Here is a 26,379-nt window from a genome sequence, read left to right on the forward strand (position 1 = left end):
GGCGGCAAAAGCCGCCTTTTTATTATCGTCTGATCGGATTTTTATTTTCATCAAGCGTAAATCCTTCTCCGAGTACGTCATGGACGTCGCTTACGGCAACAAAGGCGTGCGGGTCAACAGAAGTGATGACGCTTTTTAAAAGCACAATTTCGTTTTTCGGAACGACGCAGTAAAGAACGTCTCTGTCTTCTTTTGTGTATGATCCTTGTCCTTTTAAAACGGTGACGCCGCGTTCCATTTCATCTATGATCTTTTGCTGGATCAGATCGTTTTTCGAAGAAATAATCGTTGCCCCTTTTGCGGCATAACCGCCTTCCTGTATAAAATCAATCAATCGCGCAGCGACAAAAACGGCTACAAGCGTGTACATCGCTTCCTTGTAAGAAAGATACGTAAACAAAGAAAGCAGAATGACGCAGGCATCAAAGGCAAACATCGTCCGGCCCATCGGGATTCCGAAAAATTTATTAATCAGCCTGGCGATGATATCAACTCCGCCCGTCGTGCCTCCATATTTAAAAATAATGCCGAGACCCGCGCCGATAAATACACCCGCGAACAAGGCCGCCAGAGCTAAATCATGCGACAGCGGCATATGAATTTCGTAACGCTGAAAAATACTCAGAAAAACGGAAAGAGAGACGGTGCCGATCAGGGTATAGACAAACATCGTCCGGCCGAGCATGCGCCAGCCGATGAAAAAGATAGGAATGTTTAATACCAGGTTGGAAATAGAAGGGCTGATGTGGAATAACGCATATAAGAGCAGCGTAATGCCGGTAAATCCGCCTTCCGCCAAATTGTTCTGCATATTAAAGTGAACCAGTCCGAATGAAAAAACAGCGGCGCCGATTAGAATAAAGCAAATGTTTTTGATTCTGATTTCTCCAAGCATTGCATCAAACCCCTTTTCCTTCCATTAGATTGCGTAAATATTATAGTGGATACAAAAGAAAACAGCAAACTGCCGTTTTTAACATTTGTCAAATGTACTTGAATTAGCTAACATGGAAGAGATGACAGGAGGTATTCGCACAGTGAGTGACAAAACGATGAAAGACTTACAAGCTGAGGTCGATGAATATATCGGCCAATTCAAAGAAGGCTATTTCAGCCCGCTTGCCATGATGGCCCGTCTCACCGAAGAACTGGGCGAACTTGCAAGAGAAGTCAACCATTACTATGGGGAAAAGCCGAAGAAAACGACGGAAAATGAGAAAAGCATGGAAGAGGAAATGGGCGACGTGCTGTTCGTCCTGATCTGCCTCGCCAACTCCCTTGATATTTCATTGGAGGAAGCTCATAACCGCGTGATGCATAAATTTAATACACGGGATAAAGACCGCTGGACGAGAAAAGAAGAAGGAAAGTAGGAGAAACCATGTCAAATGAAACCATTAAAGTCGTAATCGCCGGACCGAGAGGCAGAATGGGCCAAGAAGCCGTAAAACTTGCCGTCCGTACGCCAAATTTTGAGCTTGTCGGCGCCATTGACCATACATACGATCAGCAAACATTGCGGGAAGTGATGTCAGCTGATTCAGATGCCCTTATTTATACGGATATCCGCGCATGTTTCCAAGAAACACAACCGGATGTGCTGATCGATTTAACAACGCCTGAAATCGGCAAAAAACATACGAAAGCGGCTCTTGAACACGGCGTCCGTCCTGTTGTGGGAACGACCGGATTTTCCGAAGCGGATTTAGAGGAGCTTCAAGCTTTGACTGAAGAAAAAGGAATCGGCGCCATCATCGCTCCGAACTTTGCATTAGGCGCGGTGCTGATGATGAAATTCTCACAAATGGCCGCCAACTATTTTGAAGATGTAGAAATCATTGAGCTTCATCATGATCAAAAACTGGACGCACCGAGCGGAACGGCGCTGAAAACAGCGGAAATGATCTCAAGCGTCCGTACAGAAAAGCAGCAGGGTCATCCTGATGAAAAAGAAATCCTGCCGGGCGCCCGCGGTGCTGAATTAAACGGCATCCGCCTTCACAGCGTGCGTCTGCCGGGCCTTATCGCCCACCAGGAAGTCATGTTCGGCATGGACGGACAGACGCTGAAATTACGTCATGATTCCTATAACCGGGCTTCCTTTATGTCAGGAGTGAAGCTGTCAGTGGAGCAAGTGATGAAAATCGACCAGCTTGTGTACGGCCTCGAAAATATTATCGACTGAATCGGCAAGGGGGAGAATATCAAATGAAAATCGCTTTGATTGCTCACGATAAAAAAAAGCAGGATATGATTCAGTTTACGACCGCATATAAAGATATATTGAGCCGCCATGAGTTATACGCGACAGGCACGACAGGCTTAAAAATCCAGGAAGCGACCGGATTGTCCGTTGAACGTTTTCAATCCGGCCCGCTCGGCGGAGATCAGCAAATCGGGGCATTAATTGCGGCGAATGCTCTTGATCTCGTCATTTTTCTGCGGGATCCGTTAACTGCGCAGCCTCACGAACCGGATGTATCGGCGCTGATCCGGCTGTGTGACGTATACGCGATCCCGCTGGCCACAAATATGGGAACAGCGGAGATTCTCGTCCGTACGCTGGACGGCGGGGCGTTTGATTTCCGCAATCTCGTGCGCGGAGGAGAGCCGAATGTCTGAACATGTTGATATTCTTGCGTTCGGCGCCCATAGCGATGATGTCGAGATCGGTATGGGCGGCACAATCGCAAAATTTACGGGCCAAGGAAAAACCGCTGTGATATGCGATCTGACCGAGGCCGAGCTGTCATCTAACGGAACGGTAAGTATAAGAAAAGAAGAAGCGGCGGAGGCCGCCCGAATTCTCGGCGTGAAGGAGAGAATTCAGCTTGCACTTCCTGACCGCGGGCTTTTGAAAAGTGATGACAGCATCCGCCGGATTGTCAGTGTCATCAGAGCATGCCGGCCGAAAGCCGTTTTCATGCCTTATCCGAAAGACCGCCATCCAGATCACGGCAATGCGGCGGCATTAGTCGAAGAGGCGGTATTCTCAGCGGGAATTCATAAATATAAAGATCACCGGGAACTGCCGGCTCACAAGGCTCAAAAAGTTTACTATTATATGATTAACGGATTTCACCGTCCGGACTTTGTAATCGACATAACGGAAACCATCGATCTGAAAAAAGAAAGCCTGCACGCCTATCAAAGTCAGTTTATTCCTACGGCGCAGTCAGTGAACACACCGCTGACAAACGGTTATATCGAAATGGTGGAAGCGCGGGAAAGACTGTATGGCAAAGAAGCCGGGACGGGGTATGCCGAAGGTTTCTTTTCAAAACAGCTTCCCGTTTTGAATGATGATGTTTTTGGGGGCGGACAATGAGACCATTAAAAATAGGGATTACATGCTACCCGAGTGTCGGAGGCTCGGGTATTATTGCGACGGAACTCGGCAAGCTGCTTGCGGAAAAGGGGCACCAGGTTCATTTCATCACATCAAGCATCCCGTTCAGATTAAATACATATCATCCGAATATTCATTTTCATGAGGTGGAGGTCAACCAATACGCGGTATTTAAACATCCGCCTTACGACCTTTCACTGGCGAGCAAAATCGCCGAGGTTGCCGCAAGGGAAAATCTTGATATCATCCACGCGCACTATGCGCTCCCGCATGCAGTATGCGCTTATCTCGCCAAACAGATGCTAAAGCGCGACATCGGCATTGTTACGACGCTTCACGGTACGGACATTACCGTTTTAGGGTATGATCCGTCATTAAAAGATTTAATCCGGTTTGCCATTGAAGCGTCCGACAGAGTGACCGCTGTATCAACCGCGCTTGCCGGAGAAACATATGATTTAATCAAGCCGGATAAAAAAATTGAGACCATTTACAACTTTATTGATGAACGTGTTTATCTTAAGAAAAATACAGAGAGTATAAAAGAGAAGCACGGTATTTCGCCGGATGAGAAAGTCGTCATCCATGTTTCCAACTTCAGAAAGGTAAAACGCGTGAAGGATGTTATCCGTGTTTTCCGTAATATCGCAGCCAAAACAAAGGCGAAGCTTCTGCTTGTCGGCGACGGACCGGAAAAGTGCGTCGCTTGGCAGCTTGTCGAGAAATACGGCCTGCAGGACCAAGTGCTGCTCCTCGGAAACCAGGACAGGGTGGAAGAGCTGTATTCCATCAGTGACCTTAAGCTCCTTCTTTCTGAAAAAGAAAGTTTCGGACTCGTACTTCTGGAGGCGATGGCCTGCGGTGTGCCGTGCATCGGAACGAATATCGGCGGAATACCGGAAGTGATTAAAGATCAAGTAAGCGGTTTTCTGGTGGAAGTCGGCGATATTCAAGCGGCTTCTGAAAAAGCGCTTGCCGTTTTAGAAGACAAACAGCTCAGCAAACGTTTGACTGACCATGCGCTGAAAATGGTGGAGACCGCCTTTTCTTCGCAACGAATCGTCAGTCAGTACGAACGAATTTATGATGAATTGGCAGGACCGGAGTGATCTTATGGAACAGGAATTTGTCAAAGCCCTCCCCATCCTTCACCATCTGATAAAGGCGGGCCACCAGGCCTACTTTGTCGGGGGAGCCGTCAGAGACAGCTATATGAAACGAAAAATAGGTGATGTGGACATCGCGACAAGCGCTTCGCCGGATGAGGTGGAGCGCCTCTTTGAGCGGACCGTCGATGTCGGCAAAGAGCACGGCACCGTAATCGTCTTATGGGAAGATGAAACATATGAAGTCACCACCTTCCGCGCCGAATCAGAATATAAGGACTACCGGCGCCCTGAAGCCGTCCGGTTCATTACATCTTTATCAGAAGACTTAAAGCGGAGAGACTTAACGATTAATGCAATGGCGATGTCTGCCGAAGGAGAATTGCTTGATTATTTCGGAGGCGTTCGTGATATCGCGCAAAAGCTGATCCGTACGGTCGGGAACCCTGAAGACCGTTTTCGGGAAGACGCTCTGCGGATGATGAGAGCCGTCCGGTTTATGAGCCAGCTCGGCTTTCTGTTAGAGAAAGAAACAAAAGAGGCCGTCATAAAAGACAGGGAGCTTTTGGCGCACGTATCAGTAGAACGAAAGACCGTCGAGTTTGAAAAGCTGCTCGTTGGCGCATCTTCAAAAGAAGCGATTCAAACAATGGTGCAGACAGGCCTGATACAAGAGCTGCCCGGCCTTTCTGATTATGAGAAGCAAATGCTTGAAGCGAGCGGATATCCGTTTTCCTCCTTAGATGCGCGCGAAGAACGCTGGGCAGCGCTGTTATTATTTCTCGGTCTTTGTCCGAAAAGCGCCGAACCGTTTTTAAAACAATGGAAACTGCCGGGAAAAGTCATAAAAAAAGCAGTGCAGATCATAAGCGTTTATCCGGCGCAGCTTGAAGCCCAGGCGATGTACCGGGCTGGAGATGCGCTGTTTTCAGCCGTTAAAATCGAAATGCTGAAAAAGCATAAGACGGTTGATGAACAAAAGCTGAAAGAGATTCGGAGCCTGTATGAGCAGCTGCCGATCAAAAGCCTTCGTGACCTCGACATTTCAGGCGCTGATCTGATGGAGCTCAGAAACCGCCGTGCGGGTAAATGGATTGCCGAAGAACTTAGCCGGATTGAAGAAGCGGTATTGGCAGGGAAGCTCTCCAACCGAAAACATGACATAAAGGAGTGGCTCGCATCATGGGATCAACATTAAGAACCCGATTAATTGATTTATTTTCTGAGGCGGGTGACGGCTTCATCTCCGGGCAGAAAATAAGTGACGCGCTCGGCTGTTCGAGAACCGCCGTTTGGAAACATATAGAAGAGCTCCGCAAAGAGGGCTATGAGGTTGAGGCGGTCAGACGAAAAGGGTACAGGCTCATTAAAAAACCGGGGAAACTCAGCGAATCTGAAATCCGCTTCGGGCTGAAAACAGAGGTTATGGGCAAACAGCTGTATTACCGGGACGTCCTGCCGTCCACCCAAAAAACCGCCCATGAACTGGCCAATGACGGCTCGCCGGAAGGAACACTCGTAGTTGCCGATAAACAAACGGCAGGCAGAGGAAGAATGTCCAGAGTGTGGCATTCTCAGGAAGGAACCGGGATTTGGATGAGTCTCATCCTGAGACCGGAAATTCCTTTGCAGAAAACGCCGCAGCTCACTCTGTTATCTGCCGTTGCGGTCGTTCAGGCCATCGAATCCTTTACCGGTGTACAGCCCGCTATTAAGTGGCCGAATGATTTAATGATTCACGGCAAAAAGGCCGTCGGAATCTTAACTGAGCTGCAAGCGGAAGAAGACCGTGTCCGTTCGGTCATTCTCGGCATCGGAATCAACGTGAACCAGCGGGAAACCGATTTTCCCGGCGAGCTTCAGGACATTGCGACAAGCCTCAGCCTGGAAGCCGGCGAAAAAATTGACAGAGCCGGTCTGATACAAGAGATTCTGCTGACTTTTGAAAAACGCTATCAGGATTATCTGAAGCACGGCTTTACACCGATCAAGCTGTTATGGGAAAGCTATGCGGTTGGATTGGCGAGTGAGCTCAGAGCGAGGACGCTGCAAGGGACGTTTTACGGGAAATCGCTCGGCATTGATGATGAGGGGGTCCTTCTTTTGGAAACGAAAGACGGAATAAAGAAGATCTATTCTGCCGATATTGAGCTCAATTAATCTTAGTTGGTACAAGCCTCGTGAATTTGGTATACTTCCTATGGGCAGTATCATAATGAACTGCACCTGATCAGCAGAACAGAGATTACGAAAAGTCTGCCTTGATCCAAAAAAGGACTGGGACAGAGGGATGACATTCGCTGAACGTTAAACAAGTGGAAATCCTTCTTATTTTACAGAAGGCTTTTTTGCTTGCGAAGAATTGGCGGATCATCTCCTCACCGTTTAGAGGAGGAGAAACAGAATGAAAACAAAACTGGATTTCATGAAAATGAAGGAAAACGGAGAGCCGATCGTGATGCTGACCGCTTACGATTATCCGCAGGCAAAACTGGCGGAACAGGCTGGAGTCGACATGATTTTAGTCGGAGATTCGCTCGGAATGGTCGTGCTCGGGCTCGATTCAACCGTCGGCGTAACGGTCAGTGACATGATTCACCATACAAAAGCGGTAAAACGCGGTGCGAAAAATACGTTTATCGTAACCGACATGCCGTTTATGTCTTACCACCTTTCAAAAGAAGATACATTGAAAAATGCCGCGGCCATTATTCAGGAAAGCGGCGCAGACGCGTTAAAGCTTGAAGGCGGAGACGGCGTTTTCGAATCCATCCGCGCGCTGACACTCGGGGGAATTCCTGTCGTCAGCCATTTAGGCCTTACACCGCAGTCTGTCGGAGTGTTAGGAGGATATAAAGTGCAGGGAAAAGATGAGCAAAGCGCGAAAAAGCTCATCGAAGACAGCGTGAAATGCGAACAGGCGGGAGCGATGATGCTCGTGCTTGAATGTGTGCCTGCTGAACTGACCGCAAAAATAATAGAAGAAGTATCCATTCCCGTCATCGGAATCGGAGCCGGTTCAAAAGCTGACGGCCAAGTTCTTGTTTACCATGACGTCGTCGGCCACGGCGTGGACAGAACACCGAAGTTCGTGAAGCAATATGCCAAAATCGACGGCGCGATTGAATCTGCGCTCAGCGGTTATGTGCGTGATGTGAAAGAACGGGTTTTCCCGGAAGAAAAGCATTCTTTTCAGATCAACCAAACTGTGCTGCAAGGCTTGTACGGAGGAAAGTAAGCGATGAAACAACTGACAGAAACTCAACAGCTGAAAGAACTGATTGCGCAATACCGCTCAGAAGGCCGGACGATCGGATTCGTCCCGACAATGGGTTTTCTTCATGAAGGGCATCTGACGCTGGTTGAAAAAGCAACCAAAGAAAACGATATTGTCGTGATGAGCATCTTTGTCAATCCGACTCAATTCGGACCGGGTGAGGATTACGAAGCATATCCGCGTGATTTAAACCGTGATGCCCGGCTTGCAGAACAGGCGGGGGCAGATGTATTGTTTACGCCGTCTGCAAGTGACATGTATAAAGGCGAGCAAAATGTTGCCGTGCATGTAAAAAGAAGAACTGACGTGTTATGCGGCGCCTCCCGCATCGGTCATTTTGACGGAGTGGCCACTGTGCTGACGAAGTTTTTCAATCTCGTTAAACCGACCCGCGCCTACTTCGGGCTGAAAGATGCCCAGCAGGCAGCGGTTGTGGACGGATTGATTGAGGATTTCTTTATGGATATCGAATTGGTTGCGGTGGATACGGTCAGAGAAGAAGACGGACTTGCTAAAAGCTCTCGCAACGTCTATCTGACTGAGCAGGAACGAAAAGAAGCGCCGATGATCTATAAAGCATTGCAAAAAGGCGCCGAACTGATCAGAGACGGTGAAAGAAACCCGGAAGCCGTCATAAAAGCCGTCAGCAGCGTCATCGAAAACACTAGCGGCGTCATTGATTATGCCGAATTGTACGCTTATCCTGAACTGACTCCGCTTAAAACGTTAAACGGCAAGATTATTCTGGCCTGTGCCGTTCAATTTTCTAAAGCAAGACTGATTGATAATATCATTATTGATATTGATGAATGGGAGAGATTATAATATGTACCGCACTATGATGGCCGGAAAACTGCACCGCGCTACCGTGACGGAAGCCAATTTGAACTATGTCGGCAGCATTACGATTGATGAAGATCTTTTGGATGCCGTCGGAATGCTCGTTAATGAAAAAGTTCAAATTGTGAATAATAACAACGGAGCGAGACTTGAAACGTATATTATTCCCGGTAAGCGGGGGAGCGGCGTGATCTGTTTAAACGGAGCTGCCGCCCGCCTCGTCCAACCAGGAGATAAAGTCATTATTATTTCTTATCAAATGATGTCTGATCAGGAAGCAAAAAGCCATCAGCCGAAGGTGGCGGTTTTGGACGATCAGAATAAAATCGAGCAGATGCTGGGCCAGGAGCCGGCGCACACGATTTTGTAAAAGAGCCCCCTTCATGGGGGTTTTCTTTTAAGATTCAGGGGCAAAAGCTGTTTTTCCGCTCCATTTCTCAGCAAAACGTGTTACACTTTTCTCGTATGCAAGAATTGAGGTGTCCATTTTAATGAACAAGCAACGGTTCGTTGTCATAGATGTCGAAACAACAGGAAATTCGCCGAAAAAGGGCGATAAAATCATTCAAATCGCAGCGGTTGTCATTGAAAATGGACAAATAACTGAGCGGTTTTCAAAATATATCAATCCGAATCAGGCCATTCCGCCGTTTATTGAACAGCTGACCGGAATTTCATCCGGTATGGTTGAAAATGAACTGCCGTTTGAAGCGGTCGCAGAAGAGATTTTTCATCTGCTTGACGGCGCGTATTTTGTTGCCCACAATATTCATTTTGATCTCGGATTTGTCCGGCATGAACTGAGCGAAGCGGGCTATGAGCTGCCGGATTGTGAAGTGCTTGATACGGTTGAGCTCTCACGTATTGTTTTTCCGGGGTTTGAAGGGTATAAGCTCGGTGAATTGTGCACGGAGCTGAATATTGTACATGACCGGCCTCACCGCGCAGACAGCGATGCGGAGGTTACGGGGCTGATCTTTTTAGACATTTTACATAAACTGAAACATTTGCCTTTGCCGACGTTAAAGCAGCTTAGAAGGCTTTCACAGCATTTTATCAGCGATTTGACGCTGCTTTTGGATTCTTTTATACATGAAAGCAGACCGGCGGCAGAAGAAAGCTGCATTCCGTACGCGTCTTTTTCAATTAAAGAGCCCGATCAAATTCCGGCTTCCCGACCGGTGAGTGCTGCCATTGACCTTGAAAAATGGAACGATGAAAAAGAACAGCTCCTATCTGACATCATCCCCCGCTACGAAAAGCGGAAAGGGCAGCTTGCGATGATGGATGAAGTGCTTGGCGCCTTTTGCAACCGGGAGCATGCGCTGATAGAAGCGGCGCCCGGCATCGGAAAAACAATCGGTTATCTCGTTCCGGCTCTCTTATTTGCTAAAGCGGAACAAACTCCCGTCATTATCAGCACGTACTCTACTCTTTTGCAGCAGCAGATCATGACTAAAGATATTCCGCTTTTGGAGCGTATGTTTCCATGGCCGGTTAAGGCCGCTGTTTTAAAAGGGAAATCGCATTATCTGTGCTTGCGCAAGTTTGAACATATTCTGCATGAGGAAGATGACAACTATGATGCGGTTCTGACGAAAGCACAGCTTCTCGTCTGGCTGACAGAGACTGAAACGGGCGACGCCGCCGAGCTGAATCTTCCTTCAGGCGGCAGATTGCTGTGGGAGCGCATGTCTTACGATGAGGATTCTTTTTTGAAAAAAGGGAACAACTCCGCCGCCGAATTTTATGAACGGGCAAAAGAAAAAGCGCAGGCCGCAGATCTGATTATCACCAACCATGCTTTGCTGTTTGCAGATCAAAGCAGTGAAACAAAAAAACTGCCCGCAAGCGGAACGGTCATCATTGATGAAGCGCATCATTTCGAACGGGCCGCCAGCGAGCATCTGGGGCGGAGAGCTTCGTACATCGGGCTGCACACAAAGCTCAGCCGAATCGGAATATTAAAAGAACACGGGCTGTTAAAGCGGATGAGAAAACTGTTTTATACGTATGAATTGCCGGCCGAAAGTTTTTTTGACGCCGATGAGTGGATGAAGCATATTCAATCTGAAAGTGACGCATTTTTCAGTTCGGTGCATTCTTTTGTCAAACGAAGAAAACCTAAAGACGATCTGAACCGTCTCGTCTATAGTCTGAATCATAAAAGCCAGGATAAAGGCCTTTACATGATAACGGACGGAGCGGAGCGGCTTTGCGCGATGCTGGATCAGCTGCTCGATGTGTTTTCAGTACAGGAGAAACTGTTGCATCAAAAGCTTGATGAGATGAAGAGCGGCGCAGCTTTTTTAGCGGCCGAGTATGTAAAATGCATCAGGGGGCTGAAAGAATATCGCGATACGTTCAGCAGACTGCTGTTTGAAAATGATGAAAAAGAAGCCGTTTGGATTGAAATTGATGCCAAAGGCGCAAAAAACGCCGTCAGCATCTATGCACAGCCGCTGGAGCCCGGTGAAATGCTGGCAGACCAGTTTTTCGCCCGCAAAAAAAGCGTAGTGCTCACATCAGCGACCTTAATGGTGGAGCAGTCTTTTCAATTTATGATTGAAAGGCTCGGACTGTCGGATTTTTATCCGCGCACCAAAAGCATCCCGTCTCCTTTTTCTTATGATGATCAGATGAACGTCATCATTCCGAAAGAGATGAAATCCCTCAAATATGACGGAGAGCGGGAAGTCATTGAGCATATTGCCAAGTATGCCGAAATCATGTCAAAGGGAAAACAGCCGAAGATCCTTATCCTGTTTACGTCTCATGATATGCTGAAAAAAGTGTATCAGGAATTGAAACTCAGCATGGAGATCTCAGGCATTCAGCTTCTCGGCCAGGGCATCTCGGGCGGAAGTCCCGGTAAATTAATGAAAACCTTTAAAACGGCAAGCCGGGCGATTTTGCTCGGGACGAATCATTTCTGGGAAGGTGTTGATTTTCCGGGGGATGAATTGTCAACCGTCATGATTGCAAGGCTTCCTTTCCGGGCGCCTGATAATCCGCTTCATGCCGCAAAATGTGAATTCGCCAAGAAGCAGGGGAAAAACCCGTTTCAGACGATTTCTCTGCCTGAGGCCGTGTTAACGTTCAGGCAGGGAATCGGGCGCCTGCTCCGTACGGCGGGAGACAAAGGAACGATCGTTCTTTTAGATCAGCGTGTAAAGACGGCGGGATACGGACGGCTGTTTCTTGATGCGCTCCCGACTTCATCCCTTTTGGAACTGACGGATGCCGAACTCGGGGATTACGTCAGCCAAACGGAATAAAAGCCGCATAAACGCGGCTTTCGTGGTGTGGGATGAGGAATTGTTTATATGGTAAAAGCGGGTTCATGCCGCCTTGTGATTTTATTATGCCGCGCGTGCATCCCGTTATGACTAACAAAATTTGTTCGACCGATGGAGGGTATAAAAATGGAAAGCAAAATTGAGATTCTTTCTACAATTAATGTGGAGCATTCAGATGATTTATATAAAATCGTCGATACATTAAACCGGACTTTGAAAAGAGATAATCTGATGTTCGGACTGGCGCTTGACGAAGAAAATCAAAATGAAGCGGTCTTCACCATTTATCGCACATAGGTGAAAAAGATGAGAAAAAAAGCGTTAATATTTACAGCCGTATTTGGTATTATTTTTTTAGCGGTTCTTTTATTTTCGGCCGGCATTTTTAAATCTGCAATGGCTCAAAAAGAGGAAGGCCACGACACAGCAGCCGCAGCCGCTAAAGAAAAAACGGATCTGACAGATGCTGAGAAAGTGGAAACCTTTGTCGGTAAACAGAAGTATTACGTTGTGTCCGGAACGGATAAACATGGAAAAGACATGTATGTATGGGTCCCGGCCGGCAAAAAAGCAAAAATTCTCTCGAAAAAAGCCAGTGACGGCATTTCAAGCAGCAAGGCTGCCAAAATCGTTCAAGACGCAGGGCTTGTTTCAAAGCTGAATGACGTTCACCCGGCGAGAGAAAACGATGTCCTGCTGTGGGAAGTGACCTACATCAACAAAAACGGGCAGTATAGTTTTAGCTATGTGGACTTTACAAGCGGCAAGATTCTCAAAAACATCACACCGTGAGACGTATTAGGGGGAGTTCAAGTTGAAATTGGCAAAAAGAGTATCCGCATTAACACCGTCTGCAACACTTGCAATTACCGCAAAAGCGAAAGAGCTGAAAGCAGAAGGCCATGATGTCATCGGCCTCGGAGCAGGAGAACCTGATTTTAATACGCCTCAGCACATTATAGATGCCGCGGTGCGTTCCATGAATGAAGGCCACACAAAATATACGCCTTCAGGCGGTCTGCCGGCCTTGAAAGACAGCATCGCTGAAAAATTCAAAAACGACCAGGGAATTGAATATAAACCGTCAGAAATCATTGTCTGCACCGGAGCGAAACACGCCCTGTACACATTATTTCAGGTTATTCTCGATGAAGGAGACGAAGTGATTATACCGACTCCTTACTGGGTAAGCTATCCTGAGCAGGTGAAATTGGCAGGAGGACGTCCCGTCTATGTGGAAGGACTGGAGGCCAATCAGTTTAAAATTTCACCGGAGCAGCTGAAGCAGGCGCTCACTGAGAAAACAAAAGCAATCATTATCAACTCACCGAGTAATCCGACAGGTGTCATGTATACGAAAGAAGAGCTTAGTGAACTCGGAAAAGTGTGTCTGGAGCATGACATTCTGATCGTTTCTGACGAAATTTATGAGAAGCTTACATACGGAGGAAAAAAACACGTCTCAATCGCACAGCTTTCCGATGAATTGAAAGAGCAGACGGTCATCATCAACGGCGTGTCGAAATCCCACAGCATGACGGGCTGGAGAATCGGTTATGCGGCGGGATCTGAGACGATTATTAAAGCGATGACGAGCCTTGCGAGCCACAGCACGTCAAATCCGACGTCCATCGCTCAATACGGCGCCATTGCGGCATATAACGGGCCTGCTGAACCGCTGGAAGAGATGAGACAGGCATTTGAGCACAGACTGAATACCATCTATGCTCAGCTCAGCGAAATTCCCGGATTTACCTGTGTCAAGCCTGAAGGGGCATTTTACTTGTTCCCTAACGCCAAAGCGGCAGCAGAAAACTGCGGATTCAAAGATGTTGATGAATACGTGAAGGCGCTTCTGGAAGAAGAAAAAGTCGCCATCGTACCGGGCTCGGGCTTCGGCTCACCGGACAACGTCCGTTTATCTTACGCAACGTCACTTGATCTTTTAGAAGAAGCGGTCGAAAGAATCCGCCGCTTCACGGAAAAACATAGCTGATTCTGAAAAAGCGGCTTTTGAAGCCGCTTTTCACCTGCATTGACCCCGTAAGAGTAGAACGGGTATAATAAAGTGATGAAAAAAGAGATTCAGGCAGATTCCTGAATGTCTTTCTTGTTCTGGAGGGAAAGATTTTGAAAACAACAATCAACCAAGTGTATAAACACACAGGCGAGGAAGTAACGATTGGAGCTTGGGTCGCAAATAAACGCTCAAGCGGTAAAATCGCATTTTTACAGCTGAGAGACGGTACCGGCTTCATTCAGGGAGTTGTCGTCAAAGCTGAAGTTGAAGAAAACATCTTCCAAATCGCGAAATCAGTGACGCAGGAAACGTCACTTTACGTAAAAGGGATTGTGAAAGAAGACGAGCGTTCACCGCTTGGCTATGAGCTTGCAGTCACATCCATTGAAGTCATTCACGAAGCGACCGATTATCCGATTACACCTAAAGAGCACGGCACGGAATTTTTAATGGACCACAGACATTTGTGGCTCCGTTCGAAACGCCAGCACGCGATTATGAAAATCCGCAACGAAATCATCCGTGCGACTTATGAATTTTTCAACAAAGAAGGTTTCGTGAAAGTTGATCCGCCGATTTTGACGGGAAGTGCTCCTGAAGGCACGACTGAGCTGTTTGCGACAAAATATTTTGATGAAGACGCCTTCTTGTCTCAAAGCGGCCAGCTGTATATGGAAGCTGCTGCAATGGCGCTGGGAAAAGTATTCTCATTCGGACCGACATTCAGAGCGGAAAAATCAAAAACGAAACGCCATCTCATCGAATTCTGGATGATTGAGCCCGAAATGGCATTTGTTGAATTTGAAGAAAACCTTGAAGTTCAGGAGAATTATGTTTCTTACATTGTACAAAGCGTGCTGGAGCATTGTAAGATCGAGCTGAACACACTGGGAAGAGACACGTCCAAATTAGAACAAATGAAAGCGCCTTTCCCGCGCATTACGTACGATAAAGCGATCGAGTTCCTGAAAGAAAAAGGATTCGACGATATTGAATGGGGAGATGACTTCGGTGCGCCGCATGAAACAGCGATTGCAGAAAGCTATGACAAACCGGTGTTTATCACTCATTATCCGACTTCATTAAAACCGTTTTATATGCAGCCTGCCAAAGATCGTGACGATGTCGTGCTATGTGCCGATTTAATTGCTCCGGAAGGCTACGGGGAAATCATCGGCGGATCTGAACGCGTTCACGATATGGATTTATTGGAAGAAAGATTAAAAGAACACGGTCTGGATTCAGATGCTTACAAATGGTATGCTGAACTCAGACAATACGGTTCTGTTCCGCACTCAGGCTTCGGTCTCGGACTTGAGCGGACAGTGGCTTGGATCAGCGGAGCGCCTCACGTGCGTGAAACAATTCCGTTCCCGAGACTTCTGAACCGTCTGTATCCGTAATAGTTTTAAAAAACGAAGTCTCCTGCAAGGGAGACTTTTTCTAAGTAAAGGGGAAAGCTCCCGGAGATAACCTTTTACAGTAAGAGGTGTAAGGATGAAAAAACAGCAATTTATAGATATGCAGGAACTCGGCATTTCAAGCATTCCCAACCTGCTGCTGACACATTACCGGCAGCTCGGTCTGAATGAAACCGAATTGATTCTGCTTTTAAAGATTAAAATGCATTTGGAAAAGGGTTCTTATTTTCCGACGCCGTTTGAACTGCAGTCAGGGATGTCCATTTCTGCTGAAGAATGTACAAGCTGCCTGAGAATGTTCATTCAAAAAGGTTTTCTGTTTATTGAAGAATGTGAAGACCATAACGGCATAAAGTTCGAAAAATATTCTCTGCAGCCGTTATGGGCGAAGCTGTATGATTACATGCAGCATTCACAAAATGAAACGCAGGAAAGAACGTCAGAAAGAGAACAAAAAAGCCTGTACACCATCTTTGAAGAAGAATTTGGAAGGCCGCTGTCTCCGCTTGAATGTGAGACGCTGGCCATATGGCAGGACCAGGATCAGCATGACGCGATTCTGATTAAACATGCGCTAAAAGAAGCTGTCTTATCAGGAAAGCTCAGTTTTCGCTATATTGACCGGATTTTATTTGAATGGAAAAAGAACGGCTTCAAAACGGTTGAGCAGGCGAAGGCGCACAGCCAAAAATTCCGGCGTGTTCAGACGAAACAAAATGAACCGCAAAAAGAGTATACGAGACAGGTGCCTTTTTACAATTGGCTGGAACAGTAACTTGAGAAGGGGAGAAACGTGTTAAATTTAAAGCAGATTGAATATTGTCTTGATAAAATCGGTGATATGTTTCCGCACGCAGAATGTGAACTTGTCCATTCAAATCCTTTCGAACTGGTTGTGGCAGTCGCTTTATCTGCGCAATGTACGGATGCTCTCGTCAACAGAGTGACAAAAACGCTATTTCAAAAATATAAACGGCCTGAAGATTATCTTGCCGTCCCGCTGGAAGAATTACAGCAGGATATTAAATCAATCGGCCTGTACCGAAATAAAGCCAAAAATATTCAAAAACTGAGCAAAATGATCATCGAAGAGTACGGCGGAGAAGTGCCGAAAGACCGGGATGAGCTTGTGAAGCTGCCGGGTGTCGGACGGAAAACGGCAAATGTGGTCGTATCCGTTGCTTTCGGCGTACCGGCAATCGCTGTGGACACTCATGTGGAACGTGTCTCGAAAAGGCTAGGCATCTGCCGCTGGAAGGACTCTGTATTGGAAGTAGAGAAAACATTAATGAAAAAAGTGCCCAAAGAGGATTGGTCTGTCACACATCACAGATTAATATTTTTCGGGCGGTATCATTGTAAAGCGCAATCTCCCCGCTGTGCGGAATGTCCTTTGCTTTCGTTATGCAGGGAAGGGCAAAAGCGTGACAAAAAAGGGCTGGTGAAACGGTGACGGCGATTAATATTCTGGCAGGCTATGAAACATACTTGCGCAGTCTTACGGATCTGGATAGCTTAGAGGTCAAAGCGGCTTTGCGCCGGCATCCGCTGTATATGGATTTCAGCAGTCAGCCAAAAGTGCAGCCGTGGACGGAAAGGAGCGAATATGTTCCGTTTCTTTTTCAGATTTGGAACGAAACGAAAGAAGCGCTGCTTCCTGTTTTTCAAACAAGAAAATCCAGGTGTGATCAAAATGATATGCTGAAGGGGATTGCCTGTCTGATTGCCGCGTTTCATTGGACGGCAGGGGAGCGGGTCACCTCACTTGATTGGTCTGTGCTTGAAACCAAGCATTTTCCCGCGGAGCCGATTAATTGGGCGGAGAGAGTGGCGTTTATTCTAACAAAACCGACTCAATTTCACTCGTTTATTCAGCTGGACGAATTGATGACGGAGATGACAAAACAATATCATAAATATGAAGCTATGAACAAATCATAAAAACCTCCTTATAAGAAAAGGAGGTTTTTTTGTATGAAAAAAATCCTTCACCTGTTTGAGGTGAAGGATTCCGTCCGCTAATGAGCGGGATTTGACTGGATGGTTGACGAATTGGACTGCCCGTTGACATTTGAAGATGAGTCTTGGTTTTTGTCCTTCTGACCGCTGTCAGGTTTTTTCGAACCGTCTGAACCGGTATCGGAACCATTATCAGAGCCGTTATCTTGCTGTCCGTTGTTATCCGTCCCGTTACCTGGCTGATTCGGATTGTTATTATCCGTTTGATCCTGATCGGATTGATCCGGATTTTTATTCGGGTCATCGGTTGGTGATTGATCCGATCCGTCTGACGTATCTGTCTGATTATCGTCTGTTTTCGAATCATCGGTTTGGGTCTTGTCTTTATCCTTATCATCAGGTTTCTGTTCATCGTCAGTCGTTTTATCTTTATCTGCATTGTCTTCTTCATCTTTCGGAACTTTGAAAGATGCTGATGCCGTATCGCTTTTTCCGTCATCATTTTCCGCTGTCACCTGGAAGCTGTATGTGGACCCAGGGGTGACATCTGAGACGACGGCTTCTTTTGCCGAACTGTTTTGAATGTCACTGTAACTTCCGCCGTCAACGGATTGTTTGACATTGAATGTTGCATCGCCGTCATAATCCCAGCTTAAAGTTAATGATTTTTTATCTTTGTCGTATTTCACTTGCAAGCCAGTCGGTTTATCTGCTTTTTCTTTCGCGTACGTTTTAGAAACGGCAGTAGGTTCCGTTCCTTTCACGAAGTACTCTGTCACTTTTTTATCATCCGGCGTGTTTGGTCCGGCTAAAGCGGCAGGATTCGAGCCTTTCTCAACTGTTTCTTTTACGACGCTGTCAGGCTGCTTGAAGCTTCCTTTACCGTCATCAACGTATGAGATCAGCTTTTGGAAAATCCGTTTTGCAACTTGCTGGTCTGCAGAAGACAGTGATTTCTTGCCTGCTTTGTTGCCAGACTCAACACCGGTCCAAACCGCCGCTGTATATTGAGGGGTGTAGCCGACAAACCATGAGTCCGGAACTCCGCCTGGAGCAATGTTATATTTTTGAATATCACCTTTAGTGAAGTTTGTCGTACCCGTTTTACCGGCGACTTCCACATTCGGTACTTGAGCCAGTTTACCCGTTCCTGACTGCACCACTGTTTTAAGCATATCGGTAATCATGAACGCCGTGTAATCGCTCATAGCACTCTTCGGTTTCGGTGTTAAATCAAGCTTAGTGCCGTCATTGAATTCAATCGATGTGACCGCGTGCGGTTCATTGTACGTTCCGTTATTTCCGAACGCACTGTAGGCGCCTGCCATGGTCAGAGGGGAAACGCCCGGATTATCAGCTCCAAAACCGCCGATCGAATAAGATTCAGTTACACTGTCTTTGTTTAATCCTAGTCCTAAGTCGTTCGCAAAGTCGACCGCATTATCTTTACCGGCTGCTTGGTATGCCTTCAGAGCCGGAATATTACGTGAGTCTGCGAGAGCTTGACGCATAGATATCTGACCTTTGTAATCATTGTCCCAATCATGGATCGGTGTGCCGTCAGAGTACGTATATGCAGAATCATTAATCTGCTCATACGTCGACCATTTTTTATTTTCAATGACCGGCCCGTAATCAAGAATCGGTTTTATCGTTGAACCTGGCTGGCGTTGAGTGTCTGTGGCGTAGTTAAATCCTCCGGCAGTTCTATTCCGACCTGCTCCGATGGCGCGGATTTCTCCGTTTGTCGTATCAAGGAGCGTGACACCGCCCTGCATGCCTTGGGTAAAGCCGGCTGTATCGCCGTTCATCAATTGATCAAGATAATCTTGTGCTTTCGTATCAAGGGTCGTGTAAATTTTTAATCCGTCAGTTGAAATATCGACGTCTTTCTTTTCTTTTGTCTCAATTTCTTTCATGACTTCTTCGACAAAAGCGCTGTATTTATTTGTGTCCTTTTTATCGTATTCCTTTTGGCTGACGACGCCTTCATCTTTCATGGACACTTTCTTCGCTTTTTGGTATTCAGAATTTGAAATGAATCCTTGTTTTTCCATCAAGCTGAGAACGATGTTCCGGCGTTTTTCGGAAGCCTTCGGATTTTTAACCGGGTTATATCCGGTCGGGCTTTGCGGCATTCCGGCAAGCGTTGCCGCCTGTTCAACCGTAAGCTTGCTCAAATCTTTTACGCCGAAGAATTCTTCAGCCGCTTTACCGACGCCATAGGCGCGCGGTGAGAAATAAATTCTGTTTAAATACATTTCTAAGATTTCATCTTTAGAATAATGGCGCTCCAGCTGCAGTGAAAGCCACACTTCCTGTGCTTTCCGCTTAATCGTTTTTTGATGGGTCAAAAGCGAGTTTTTCACAACCTGCTGGGTGATCGTGCTTCCTCCCTCTGAACCGAAACCATCCGTAAAGTTGGCGACCAAGGCGCCGCCGATCCGGATCGGGTCTATTCCGTGGTGCTTATAAAAACGGGCGTCCTCTGTTGCGATAAATGCTTCTTTCACAACATCGGGTATATCTTTAATCGGGACGTAGGTTCGTTTTTCGCCGCCCACTTCCGCGATTTCTTTGCCGTTTTTATCGTAAATTGTTGAAGAGTAAGGCGTTTTCAGCTTGGCTTCGTCCAAAGACGGCGCACCGGAAACTAAAACGGCAAATGCCGCGGCTCCGCCGACTATGCCAAGGACAAACAGAATAACCAAAGACAGCACAATCTTTTTGAATAAACCGCCTTTACGCTGTTTCTTTCCTTTTTTCGGTGAAGAAGACTTGGGGCTTTTCGTCTGCCTAGCCTTGCGGCGTTCTTCACGGCTCTTAAATTGATCTGACATAACATCTCAACCTTTCGTTAATCAACCTTTCGCTCAGTCTACTGTCCCTGCGAAAAATAAAGCTGTTCAATAATACTAATATAATCAATTCTCGGTGAGTATCCAAGGGAAATCGGAAAGGAAGCATCTTCTAATTCGTCTTTGCGAATCGACTTTCTGCCGTTGTTCTCCTTTCTCTCCCAAAAGACAAACAGCTTGTCGGCCTCGAGGAAATAAACCTTTTCGAAAGCGGATATAATAACAAAACAAATGCCGTCTTGCCTGACCACCTGCTTCATGTGCTCAATTTGATGGTCATGAAAATTCTGCAGGGGAAATGCCGTTTTGTTTTTTGTTTCTTTTGCTTCGAAATCAATGTAGCGCCCTTTATAAATCCCATTGTAATCGGTTGTCGAAGACTGCTTAAAATAAGCCTCCTTAATGACTGCGGCGCTTCTTTTCGGATAATGGACGTTTACAATCTGGACGGGTGTCGGCTTTTTGTGAATGACCGCAATTTGGTTAGCCAGATAATACTTATTCGTTTCATTCAGGTCGTCTTCGAGGGTCATGCCGCGATTACTGTATGAATGGGACCGTTTCTGGCTGTTTTGGGATGAAACCGTTTTGTTCGGCTGAAAAGTTTTTCCATTCGGATACCGAATCACTTTTTCCATCCTCCTTATCAAACTCATAGTGACGGAAGTGAATGAACGTGCATAAACGACAGACCGTAACCGCCATTCTTCATCAGATCGAAAAAGAGACGAAAATAAAAAATGCCGATAACATTTCCCGGACAAATGCCTATAAAGCATATTATGACCGCCATCCTGAGATCAAATGGCCGCTTTTGGCATCTTTTGTGTCCCGTAATGCGGGCTGGTCGATGACTGATTTAAGAGGCGTCCTTTATCAGGAAGGTCTTGACAGCAGGCAGAAAAACTGGTTTTTCCTTTCGTATGAGAGGGCGAATTGGCTGATTTTTTCTGATGCCTATCCTCAGCTTCTGATCTACCAGTGGTCAAAACAGATCGGCGAACCTCTTTTCTGTCATCTTCCTTATTTCCGCGTCTCGGCTTTCATGCAGGAAGAATGGCTCCGCTTTTGGCGTGACGGAGATACGGAACGGCTCATGTATGCTCTTATTATAAATGAACAAAACACTATCCAAGCACCTATTATACAAAATCCTTCGTTTAAAAAGAATGTTTTTGGTACGATTCCTTTTTATTTAAGTGATTGGTTTCACTTTAACACGGTGATATTCCCCTCATTTGACGGATGTTTATACGGAATTTCCGTCAAACGGTTTTCAAAAACAGAAGAAAGAATTACGCTCGGAAAACAGCTTGCCCGTCTTTTATTCAGTCCTGATCTTCACGCTTCTTTTTACCGTTTTCTCGATACCGTTCCACATACCGGCTCGCGCTTTGATATGGAGAAAATGATCGGCATCAAAAAAAGAACGTCACCGATGCTGAGGACAACTTATCCGATTGTTGCCCACTCATTAGACGGCAAAAAGGCGGATTGGTTTCAAAAAAGGTTAAGGAAAGGGGCTTTTTTACAGGAGAAAATGCCGAAACAGCTTGAACTGACGGACTGGTATTTACAGAAAAGGCGGGAGCTCCACGCGCTTTTTGCGGTTAAAGAGTGGCTTAAAAAATAAAAAGCCCGAAACCGTTCGCTGCGGTTTCGGGTGGTGTCTTACGTAGAAGGGCGGTTTGGGCCGCCTAATTTTTTATCAAGCGTATCAGTCGTTTTTGATTCGTCTTTTTGCTGTTTACCTGCATTTTTCGGTCTCGTTTTCATACGGCACCTCCTCAACTGTATCGTTTGCATTAACGTGCCGGTTCATACAAAGTTTGCGGCAATTTTTTGTCGAAAAGTCCGTCTTTTAGGTTAATCTCTGTTTGTTTGCCGAACTGCTTCTAGTTTTGTCAGGTGCGGAGGAGAGCGGTATGAAAACGAGAATTATATCAGGAAAGACGCAAGTGACAAAAGGGAGGAACATGAATGTCTGTTTACACGAGTAAGGCTGATATTCTCCGTCTGCTTTCTGATATCGAAGTCCGGATTTCTGCCGCTGAAAAGACTCTTACACAGGCAGTTAAGTCCTGTCAGGCGGAAGCTGAAGAAATCAGGCAGGACCGGCTTGCCCGCATTGAAGAAGAGGCCCGCGAGCTTCATGTTTGCATTGATGATCTGTTTTTGACTGACCGTCGTAAAAAGGATTTACCGAGAGCCTGCCGGATCAGCTGATTTTATGTGAAAACTTTGGTACGATATGTACTGAGGTGAGTCCGTTTGCAGACACAGTCGTTATTGGAACTGACAGTACAAATGATAGAGGCGGCTCTTGAAGCCGACAGAAGATATCAGGAAGGAAAAGAAACCGGCCGTTCATATGATTTTTTTGACGTGATTAAACCCGATGTTGAAAAAAAAGACCGGCTTTGTGCGATTTGGACTGAAGCAGCGCTTGCGTTTATTCAGGAAAACCGTCCAAAATACGTTCATCACGCCCAAATTCAGGCCGTTTCAGAAAATTTCGGAGAGCTGATGCTCCAATCATATGTTCATCATATTCATAAAAAAAGATACAAGGATCTAACTGAATCTGTTTTATATACGCTTCGTATATTGAGGGATGAAATTGAAAAAGAAGGCAGCTGAAACAGCTGCCTTCTTTTATATAAAGGGGTCGGGTATGTTATTCATACGCCGGGTTTTCTGCTCCACTTGCTTCGAGAACCTTCATACTGTTACGAAATTCGGTTGCGGTGAGATGGCCTTGAATATAGAGGAACTTGGCAAAGTCCATCAGTTTATCTGCACAATCTGTTTCATATTTTTTCACTTCTGCAAAACGTTTTCTTAAGTATGATACGTTCATAATGGTGCATCCCCTCTCATGTATGTTGAGATTATGTTAACATAACGATTCGACTTTTTTCTGTTTTTAAAAAATTAAGACTTTCGACAGCATTTGACAAAGATGAGGCTTTCCAAAAGCACATAACCAAGGCGGGATTCATACATATATAGAAGAAACTAAGCGAGAGGCACAGGGGGAATGTCATATGCAATGGAGAGCGCAGCCGTATCAAAATATGTACCAGCAGCCGGCGGGATATTTCTATCCGCAGCAGATACAGCCGCTGCAGCAGCCGAATCAGCAGCAGATGCAGCCATTACAGCCGCAGCCGTATCCGCAGCAAATACAGCCATTGCAGCAGCCGCCGTATCATCAGCAAGGGCAGTTTCCGCCGCAATTTTATCCGAATCAGGAATACGGTCATATGCAGCAGCCGTACACTCCCGCCCCGCCTCAGGCAGGCATGCCCGGGGGGCCGCCGGGATTTGTGAATCCTTACCCCGTTCCCAGACCGAATCAACAGCAGCCTTCCCAATTCTCAGGGATACTCTCACAGTTTAAAAAGACTAATGGACAGTTTGACTTTAATAAAATGATAGATACAACGGGGCAGATGGTAAGCGCCGTAAACCAGGTCGGATCGCTGGTGAAAGGATTTACCAGTATCTTTAAATAAAAAGCATGAATGATATCTATCATTCATGCTCAGGCTGTCGAGAAAATCTCGACAGCCTTTATTTTTCCTTAAAATATCCATTCTCCTGTATTAAAATAAAAGAAAGACTAAAAAGGACGGTGTCTTTCTCATGTTCCACACAAGAAACTCTTCTCAAAACACAGCCGAATTTGTTTTGCTTGACCAACTCGTCGAAGAAGATCATCTGCTTCGAAAAATTGATAAACACATAGACTTCTCTTTTATCATTGAAAAGGTTAAGCCTTACTACAGCGAAAACAAAGGCCGCCCTTCACTCGATCCGCTGATTTTATTCAAAATGATGTTTATCGGCTACCTCTACGGTATCCGTTCAGAAAGACAGCTCGAAAAAGAAATTTACTACAATATGGCATACAGATGGTTTCTCGGATTGAACATAAATGATCCAGTTCCGCATCACTCCACCATCAGCTGGAACAGACGCACACGCTTTAAAGATACAACCATCTTCCAAGACATCTTTGATGAGATCGTTCTTCAGGCCATCAATCATGACATGGTGGGCGGACGTGTCCTATTCACTGATTCAACTCATCTGAAAGCCAATGCCAACAAGCATAAATACACAAGAAAAACAATTGCGCAGGATACCCAAAACTATATCAAGGATTTAAATGAAGCCATACAAGAGGATCGGGAGGAACACGGAAAAAAGCCGTTAAAAGTCAAAGAGGAGGTGAAAGCTGAAAAAGAGATCCGCCACAGTACAACTGATCCGGAAAGTGGATATATGTATCGTGAAAATAAACCGGAGGGTTTCTTTTATTTAGATCACCGAACAACGGATATGAAACATAACATTATCACCGACGCCTATGTCACGCCCGGAAATGTCCATGATTCTGTACCTTATCTTGACCGATTGGATCACCAAATCGCACGATTTGATTTTGATGTAGAAGCCGTCGCTCTTGATTCTGGTTATTTAACGACCCCGATCTGTAAAGGATTAGCTGACCGCCATATTTTTGGCGTTATTGCCTATAGACGATATCACCCTGCCAGAGGCTTGTTTCCAAAATGGAAATTTCATTATGACAGTGAACAAGATAGATACATTTGTCCAAATCACCAAACACTTACATACTCAACAACTGACCGAAAAGGCTACCGGTCATATAAATCAAATCCTGAAATCTGTTCCGCATGCCCATTGCTTGCACAATGCACAAAATCAAAGAACCGCCAAAAGGTCATCACCCGGCATGTATGGGAGGACCATAAAGAAAGGGTCAGACAAAATCGCTTGTCTGTTTCAGGAAAAAACCTCTACAAAAAAAGAAAAGAAAAAATAGAGCGAAGCTTTGCAGATTCAAAACAGCTGCATGGGCTTCGCTATTGCAGGTTGAGGGGAAAGCGGAATGTGAGCGAGCAAGTCCTCCTCACAGCCGCATGCCAGAATATGAAGAAGATTGCCACATACCTAGCCAAACAAGGCTAGGCATGTGGGAGCTCTTTTTCTGCATCTGAAACCTGATGAATATCTAAAGAAACTGTATAAAACAAAAAAGCTTGTAGAAAAAACATCGTTTTCTCTACAAGCTGAGCATGAATGATATCTATCATTCATGCTTATTTTTTAGGTAAAAAGATGGTAAGCGTGTGCTCATTCCAGGATGTTTCCATATCTTCTTCACGCACCTCATAAGGGAGGACGACGGTTCTTGTCATGCTTGAAGACACATGGGATGAATGGGCTTGCTTGTGATCGTGCCGGATTGTCACGTGGAGGTAGCACCCTTTCGTTTCCACCAGCATATCCCCGTCACGGAACGTCGGAGGGACGCTGATGTCAACCGCAAGGCCCGAGGGCTCTTCTCTGACGTCAATCGTTACTTGTGCTTCAGTAAAAGCAGAATTGACAAGATGCTGAAAACCCTGCATCAATTCTGAGAAGGGGCCTGAGTGAAAAAATTGATCCATCGCATGGCTGAGGATGTCTTCATTTCTTTCCAAATAACGTTTATCGTCTTCATTTTGTTCCATAGGATCACCGCCTTTTTACAACAGACTATGCACTGGTATCCCGTATGGTTAAGAATTGAAGGAAAAAAGAAAGTATGGTTAAATAGTGGAGAATAAACTGGTAACGGACTCACATTTAGGAAGGGGAGCACAACACATTGCTGAAAAAATTATTCGGATTGGGAGACAGCCGGAAAAAGCCTGCCGAGGAAGTGATTTTTTCTCCGGCTGACGGAGCGGTGATGGATTTGGCTTCAGTGCCGGATCCTGTATTTTCACAAAAAATGATGGGAGACGGGATCGCCATCGAACCTGCAAACGGAGATATTGTTTCACCGGCTGAGGGTGAAGTGATTCAGCTGTTTCATACAAAACACGCAGTCGGCATCCGCACCCTTTCCGGAGCGGAACTTTTGATACATGTCGGTTTGGATACCGTCAACATGAACGGAGAAGGCTTTGAAGCACACGTAAAAGAAGGAGACAAAATCAAGACAGGCGACCTGCTTTTAACCTGCGATCTGGATTTAATAAAAGAAAAAGCAAGCAGCACCGTCATCCCTATGGTCATTATGAACGGCGATGCCGCGGAGCCTTTGCAATTTGCAGGCGCAAATGAAGCGAAAAAAGGACAAACAGAGCTTTTTACAATAAAAATGAAGTAGGCAGGGGCTGATTCCCTGCTTTTTTTCTTGTACAGTATTTTCATCTAGCCAGGCAAACAA

Annotated in this window: 30 protein-coding genes; 24 read left to right on the plus strand and 6 right to left on the minus strand. The window is 46.0% G+C overall.

Annotated features, from left to right (window positions below; all coding sequences use genetic code 11):
• Positions 1 to 22: 22 nt before the first annotated feature.
• Entirely contained in the window at positions 23 to 895 is an 873-nt protein-coding gene (locus ACXN9U_RS04275) for a YitT family protein (protein WP_060964905.1), read from the minus strand.
• Between the two features lie 142 nt (positions 896 to 1,037).
• On the opposite strand from ACXN9U_RS04275, the gene ACXN9U_RS04280 reads away from it, so the two are divergent.
• The 18 genes from ACXN9U_RS04280 (at position 1,038) to ACXN9U_RS04365 (ending at position 17,253) form a co-directional block, all read left to right on the plus strand.
• Positions 1,038 to 1,373 carry a nucleotide pyrophosphohydrolase gene (locus tag ACXN9U_RS04280; protein ID WP_003153495.1) on the plus strand — a complete coding sequence of 112 codons (336 nt, stop codon included), beginning with the start codon at positions 1,038 to 1,040 and terminating at the stop codon, positions 1,371 to 1,373.
• Positions 1,374 to 1,381: 8 nt separating this feature from the next.
• Positions 1,382 to 2,185 (plus strand): 4-hydroxy-tetrahydrodipicolinate reductase, encoded by an 804-nt coding sequence (dapB, locus tag ACXN9U_RS04285; protein ID WP_489202209.1) that lies wholly within the window; start codon positions 1,382 to 1,384, stop codon positions 2,183 to 2,185.
• A 23-nt stretch (positions 2,186 to 2,208) separates the two neighbouring features.
• Positions 2,209 to 2,622: a methylglyoxal synthase gene (mgsA, locus tag ACXN9U_RS04290; protein ID WP_489202210.1), complete on the plus strand. Its 414-nt coding sequence runs from the start codon at positions 2,209 to 2,211 to the stop codon at positions 2,620 to 2,622.
• On the plus strand, positions 2,615 to 3,328 hold the full coding sequence (bshB1, locus tag ACXN9U_RS04295; RefSeq protein WP_489202211.1) for a bacillithiol biosynthesis deacetylase BshB1: 714 nt from the start codon (positions 2,615 to 2,617) through the stop codon (positions 3,326 to 3,328). The genes mgsA and bshB1 overlap by 8 nt, the downstream gene beginning before the upstream one ends.
• Entirely contained in the window at positions 3,325 to 4,458 is a 1,134-nt protein-coding gene (bshA, locus tag ACXN9U_RS04300) for an N-acetyl-alpha-D-glucosaminyl L-malate synthase BshA (RefSeq protein ID WP_016939079.1), read from the plus strand. Before bshB1 ends, bshA begins: the two co-directional genes overlap by 4 nt.
• A gap of 4 nt (positions 4,459 to 4,462) precedes the next feature.
• A complete protein-coding gene (locus ACXN9U_RS04305; RefSeq protein ID WP_060964909.1) occupies positions 4,463 to 5,653 on the plus strand; it encodes a CCA tRNA nucleotidyltransferase in 1,191 nt (396 codons plus the stop codon).
• A complete protein-coding gene (locus ACXN9U_RS04310) occupies positions 5,638 to 6,615 on the plus strand; it encodes a biotin--[acetyl-CoA-carboxylase] ligase (protein ID WP_060964910.1) in 978 nt (325 codons plus the stop codon). The genes ACXN9U_RS04305 and ACXN9U_RS04310 overlap by 16 nt, the downstream gene beginning before the upstream one ends.
• Positions 6,616 to 6,859: 244 nt before the next feature.
• On the plus strand, positions 6,860 to 7,693 hold the full coding sequence (gene panB / locus ACXN9U_RS04315) for a 3-methyl-2-oxobutanoate hydroxymethyltransferase (RefSeq protein ID WP_016939076.1): 834 nt from the start codon (positions 6,860 to 6,862) through the stop codon (positions 7,691 to 7,693).
• 3 nt (positions 7,694 to 7,696) lie between these two features.
• Positions 7,697 to 8,557 carry a pantoate--beta-alanine ligase gene (gene panC, locus ACXN9U_RS04320; RefSeq protein WP_060964911.1) on the plus strand — a complete coding sequence of 287 codons (861 nt, stop codon included), beginning with the start codon at positions 7,697 to 7,699 and terminating at the stop codon, positions 8,555 to 8,557.
• A 1-nt stretch (position 8,558) separates the two neighbouring features.
• On the plus strand, positions 8,559 to 8,942 hold the full coding sequence (gene panD, locus ACXN9U_RS04325) for an aspartate 1-decarboxylase (RefSeq protein WP_045927211.1): 384 nt from the start codon (positions 8,559 to 8,561) through the stop codon (positions 8,940 to 8,942).
• A gap of 121 nt (positions 8,943 to 9,063) precedes the next feature.
• Positions 9,064 to 11,850 carry an ATP-dependent DNA helicase DinG gene (dinG, locus tag ACXN9U_RS04330; protein WP_489202212.1) on the plus strand — a complete coding sequence of 929 codons (2,787 nt, stop codon included), beginning with the start codon at positions 9,064 to 9,066 and terminating at the stop codon, positions 11,848 to 11,850.
• A 147-nt stretch (positions 11,851 to 11,997) separates the two neighbouring features.
• Positions 11,998 to 12,168 (plus strand): YpmA family protein, encoded by a 171-nt coding sequence (locus ACXN9U_RS04335; RefSeq protein WP_003153512.1) that lies wholly within the window; start codon positions 11,998 to 12,000, stop codon positions 12,166 to 12,168.
• Positions 12,169 to 12,177: 9 nt separating this feature from the next.
• A complete protein-coding gene (gene tseB / locus ACXN9U_RS04340) occupies positions 12,178 to 12,663 on the plus strand; it encodes a cell wall elongation/penicillin-binding protein regulator TseB (RefSeq protein WP_060964913.1) in 486 nt (161 codons plus the stop codon).
• 22 nt (positions 12,664 to 12,685) lie between these two features.
• A complete protein-coding gene (locus ACXN9U_RS04345) occupies positions 12,686 to 13,867 on the plus strand; it encodes a pyridoxal phosphate-dependent aminotransferase (RefSeq protein ID WP_060964914.1) in 1,182 nt (393 codons plus the stop codon).
• Positions 13,868 to 14,001: 134 nt separating this feature from the next.
• The gene (gene asnS, locus ACXN9U_RS04350; RefSeq protein WP_060964915.1) at positions 14,002 to 15,294 is read left to right on the plus strand and encodes an asparagine--tRNA ligase; all 1,293 of its coding nucleotides are present in this window, start codon (positions 14,002 to 14,004) and stop codon (positions 15,292 to 15,294) included.
• Between the two features lie 94 nt (positions 15,295 to 15,388).
• A complete protein-coding gene (gene dnaD, locus ACXN9U_RS04355; RefSeq protein WP_016939069.1) occupies positions 15,389 to 16,087 on the plus strand; it encodes a DNA replication protein DnaD in 699 nt (232 codons plus the stop codon).
• 18 nt (positions 16,088 to 16,105) lie between these two features.
• Positions 16,106 to 16,765, plus strand: a complete 660-nt coding sequence (nth, locus tag ACXN9U_RS04360) for an endonuclease III (protein WP_016939068.1) — start codon at positions 16,106 to 16,108, stop codon at positions 16,763 to 16,765.
• Complete coding sequence (locus ACXN9U_RS04365) at positions 16,762 to 17,253, plus strand: YpoC family protein (RefSeq protein ID WP_269774889.1); 492 nt, start codon at positions 16,762 to 16,764, stop codon at positions 17,251 to 17,253. The genes nth and ACXN9U_RS04365 overlap by 4 nt, the downstream gene beginning before the upstream one ends.
• Before the next feature lie 77 nt (positions 17,254 to 17,330).
• Here the strand turns inward: ACXN9U_RS04365 and ACXN9U_RS04370 are convergent, their stop codons facing one another.
• Both ACXN9U_RS04370 and recU read right to left on the minus strand, forming a co-directional pair.
• Positions 17,331 to 20,111: a transglycosylase domain-containing protein gene (locus tag ACXN9U_RS04370; protein ID WP_489202213.1), complete on the minus strand. Its 2,781-nt coding sequence runs from the start codon at positions 20,109 to 20,111 to the stop codon at positions 17,331 to 17,333.
• A 38-nt stretch (positions 20,112 to 20,149) separates the two neighbouring features.
• Entirely contained in the window at positions 20,150 to 20,758 is a 609-nt protein-coding gene (gene recU / locus ACXN9U_RS04375; RefSeq protein WP_029575375.1) for a Holliday junction resolvase RecU, read from the minus strand.
• Between the two features lie 41 nt (positions 20,759 to 20,799).
• Between recU and ACXN9U_RS04380 the strand changes: the two genes are divergently transcribed.
• Positions 20,800 to 21,762 carry a DUF2515 domain-containing protein gene (locus ACXN9U_RS04380; RefSeq protein ID WP_032864901.1) on the plus strand — a complete coding sequence of 321 codons (963 nt, stop codon included), beginning with the start codon at positions 20,800 to 20,802 and terminating at the stop codon, positions 21,760 to 21,762.
• A 38-nt stretch (positions 21,763 to 21,800) separates the two neighbouring features.
• Here ACXN9U_RS04380 and sspM read toward each other — a convergent pair whose 3' ends face one another.
• Positions 21,801 to 21,905 carry an acid-soluble spore protein SspM gene (gene sspM / locus ACXN9U_RS04385; RefSeq protein WP_489202214.1) on the minus strand — a complete coding sequence of 35 codons (105 nt, stop codon included), beginning with the start codon at positions 21,903 to 21,905 and terminating at the stop codon, positions 21,801 to 21,803.
• Between the two features lie 204 nt (positions 21,906 to 22,109).
• On the opposite strand from sspM, the gene ACXN9U_RS04390 reads away from it, so the two are divergent.
• Together ACXN9U_RS04390 and ACXN9U_RS04395 are read left to right on the plus strand one after the other, a co-directional pair.
• The gene (locus tag ACXN9U_RS04390; protein ID WP_016939062.1) at positions 22,110 to 22,355 is read left to right on the plus strand and encodes a DUF5446 family protein; all 246 of its coding nucleotides are present in this window, start codon (positions 22,110 to 22,112) and stop codon (positions 22,353 to 22,355) included.
• Positions 22,356 to 22,400: 45 nt separating this feature from the next.
• On the plus strand, positions 22,401 to 22,769 hold the full coding sequence (locus tag ACXN9U_RS04395) for a YppE family protein (protein WP_060964919.1): 369 nt from the start codon (positions 22,401 to 22,403) through the stop codon (positions 22,767 to 22,769).
• A gap of 37 nt (positions 22,770 to 22,806) precedes the next feature.
• Here ACXN9U_RS04395 and ACXN9U_RS04400 read toward each other — a convergent pair whose 3' ends face one another.
• Positions 22,807 to 22,989 (minus strand): YppF family protein, encoded by a 183-nt coding sequence (locus tag ACXN9U_RS04400; RefSeq protein ID WP_003153532.1) that lies wholly within the window; start codon positions 22,987 to 22,989, stop codon positions 22,807 to 22,809.
• 187 nt (positions 22,990 to 23,176) lie between these two features.
• Here ACXN9U_RS04400 and ACXN9U_RS04405 point away from each other — a divergent pair, with 187 nt between their 5' ends.
• Together ACXN9U_RS04405 and ACXN9U_RS04410 are read left to right on the plus strand one after the other, a co-directional pair.
• Entirely contained in the window at positions 23,177 to 23,647 is a 471-nt protein-coding gene (locus tag ACXN9U_RS04405; protein WP_489202215.1) for a YppG family protein, read from the plus strand.
• A 130-nt stretch (positions 23,648 to 23,777) separates the two neighbouring features.
• Positions 23,778 to 25,130 (plus strand): IS1182 family transposase, encoded by a 1,353-nt coding sequence (locus ACXN9U_RS04410; RefSeq protein WP_060963187.1) that lies wholly within the window; start codon positions 23,778 to 23,780, stop codon positions 25,128 to 25,130.
• A 131-nt stretch (positions 25,131 to 25,261) separates the two neighbouring features.
• On the opposite strand, the gene ACXN9U_RS04415 is transcribed toward ACXN9U_RS04410, so the two are convergent.
• Positions 25,262 to 25,675, minus strand: coding sequence for an Hsp20/alpha crystallin family protein (locus ACXN9U_RS04415; RefSeq protein WP_045927220.1), 414 nt, complete (start codon positions 25,673 to 25,675; stop codon positions 25,262 to 25,264).
• 137 nt (positions 25,676 to 25,812) lie between these two features.
• Here ACXN9U_RS04415 and ACXN9U_RS04420 point away from each other — a divergent pair, with 137 nt between their 5' ends.
• The gene (locus tag ACXN9U_RS04420; protein ID WP_016939058.1) at positions 25,813 to 26,319 is read left to right on the plus strand and encodes a PTS sugar transporter subunit IIA; all 507 of its coding nucleotides are present in this window, start codon (positions 25,813 to 25,815) and stop codon (positions 26,317 to 26,319) included.
• The last annotated feature ends 60 nt before the right edge of the window (positions 26,320 to 26,379 follow it).

Source organism: Bacillus sp. BACIII (genome assembly GCF_057836745.1).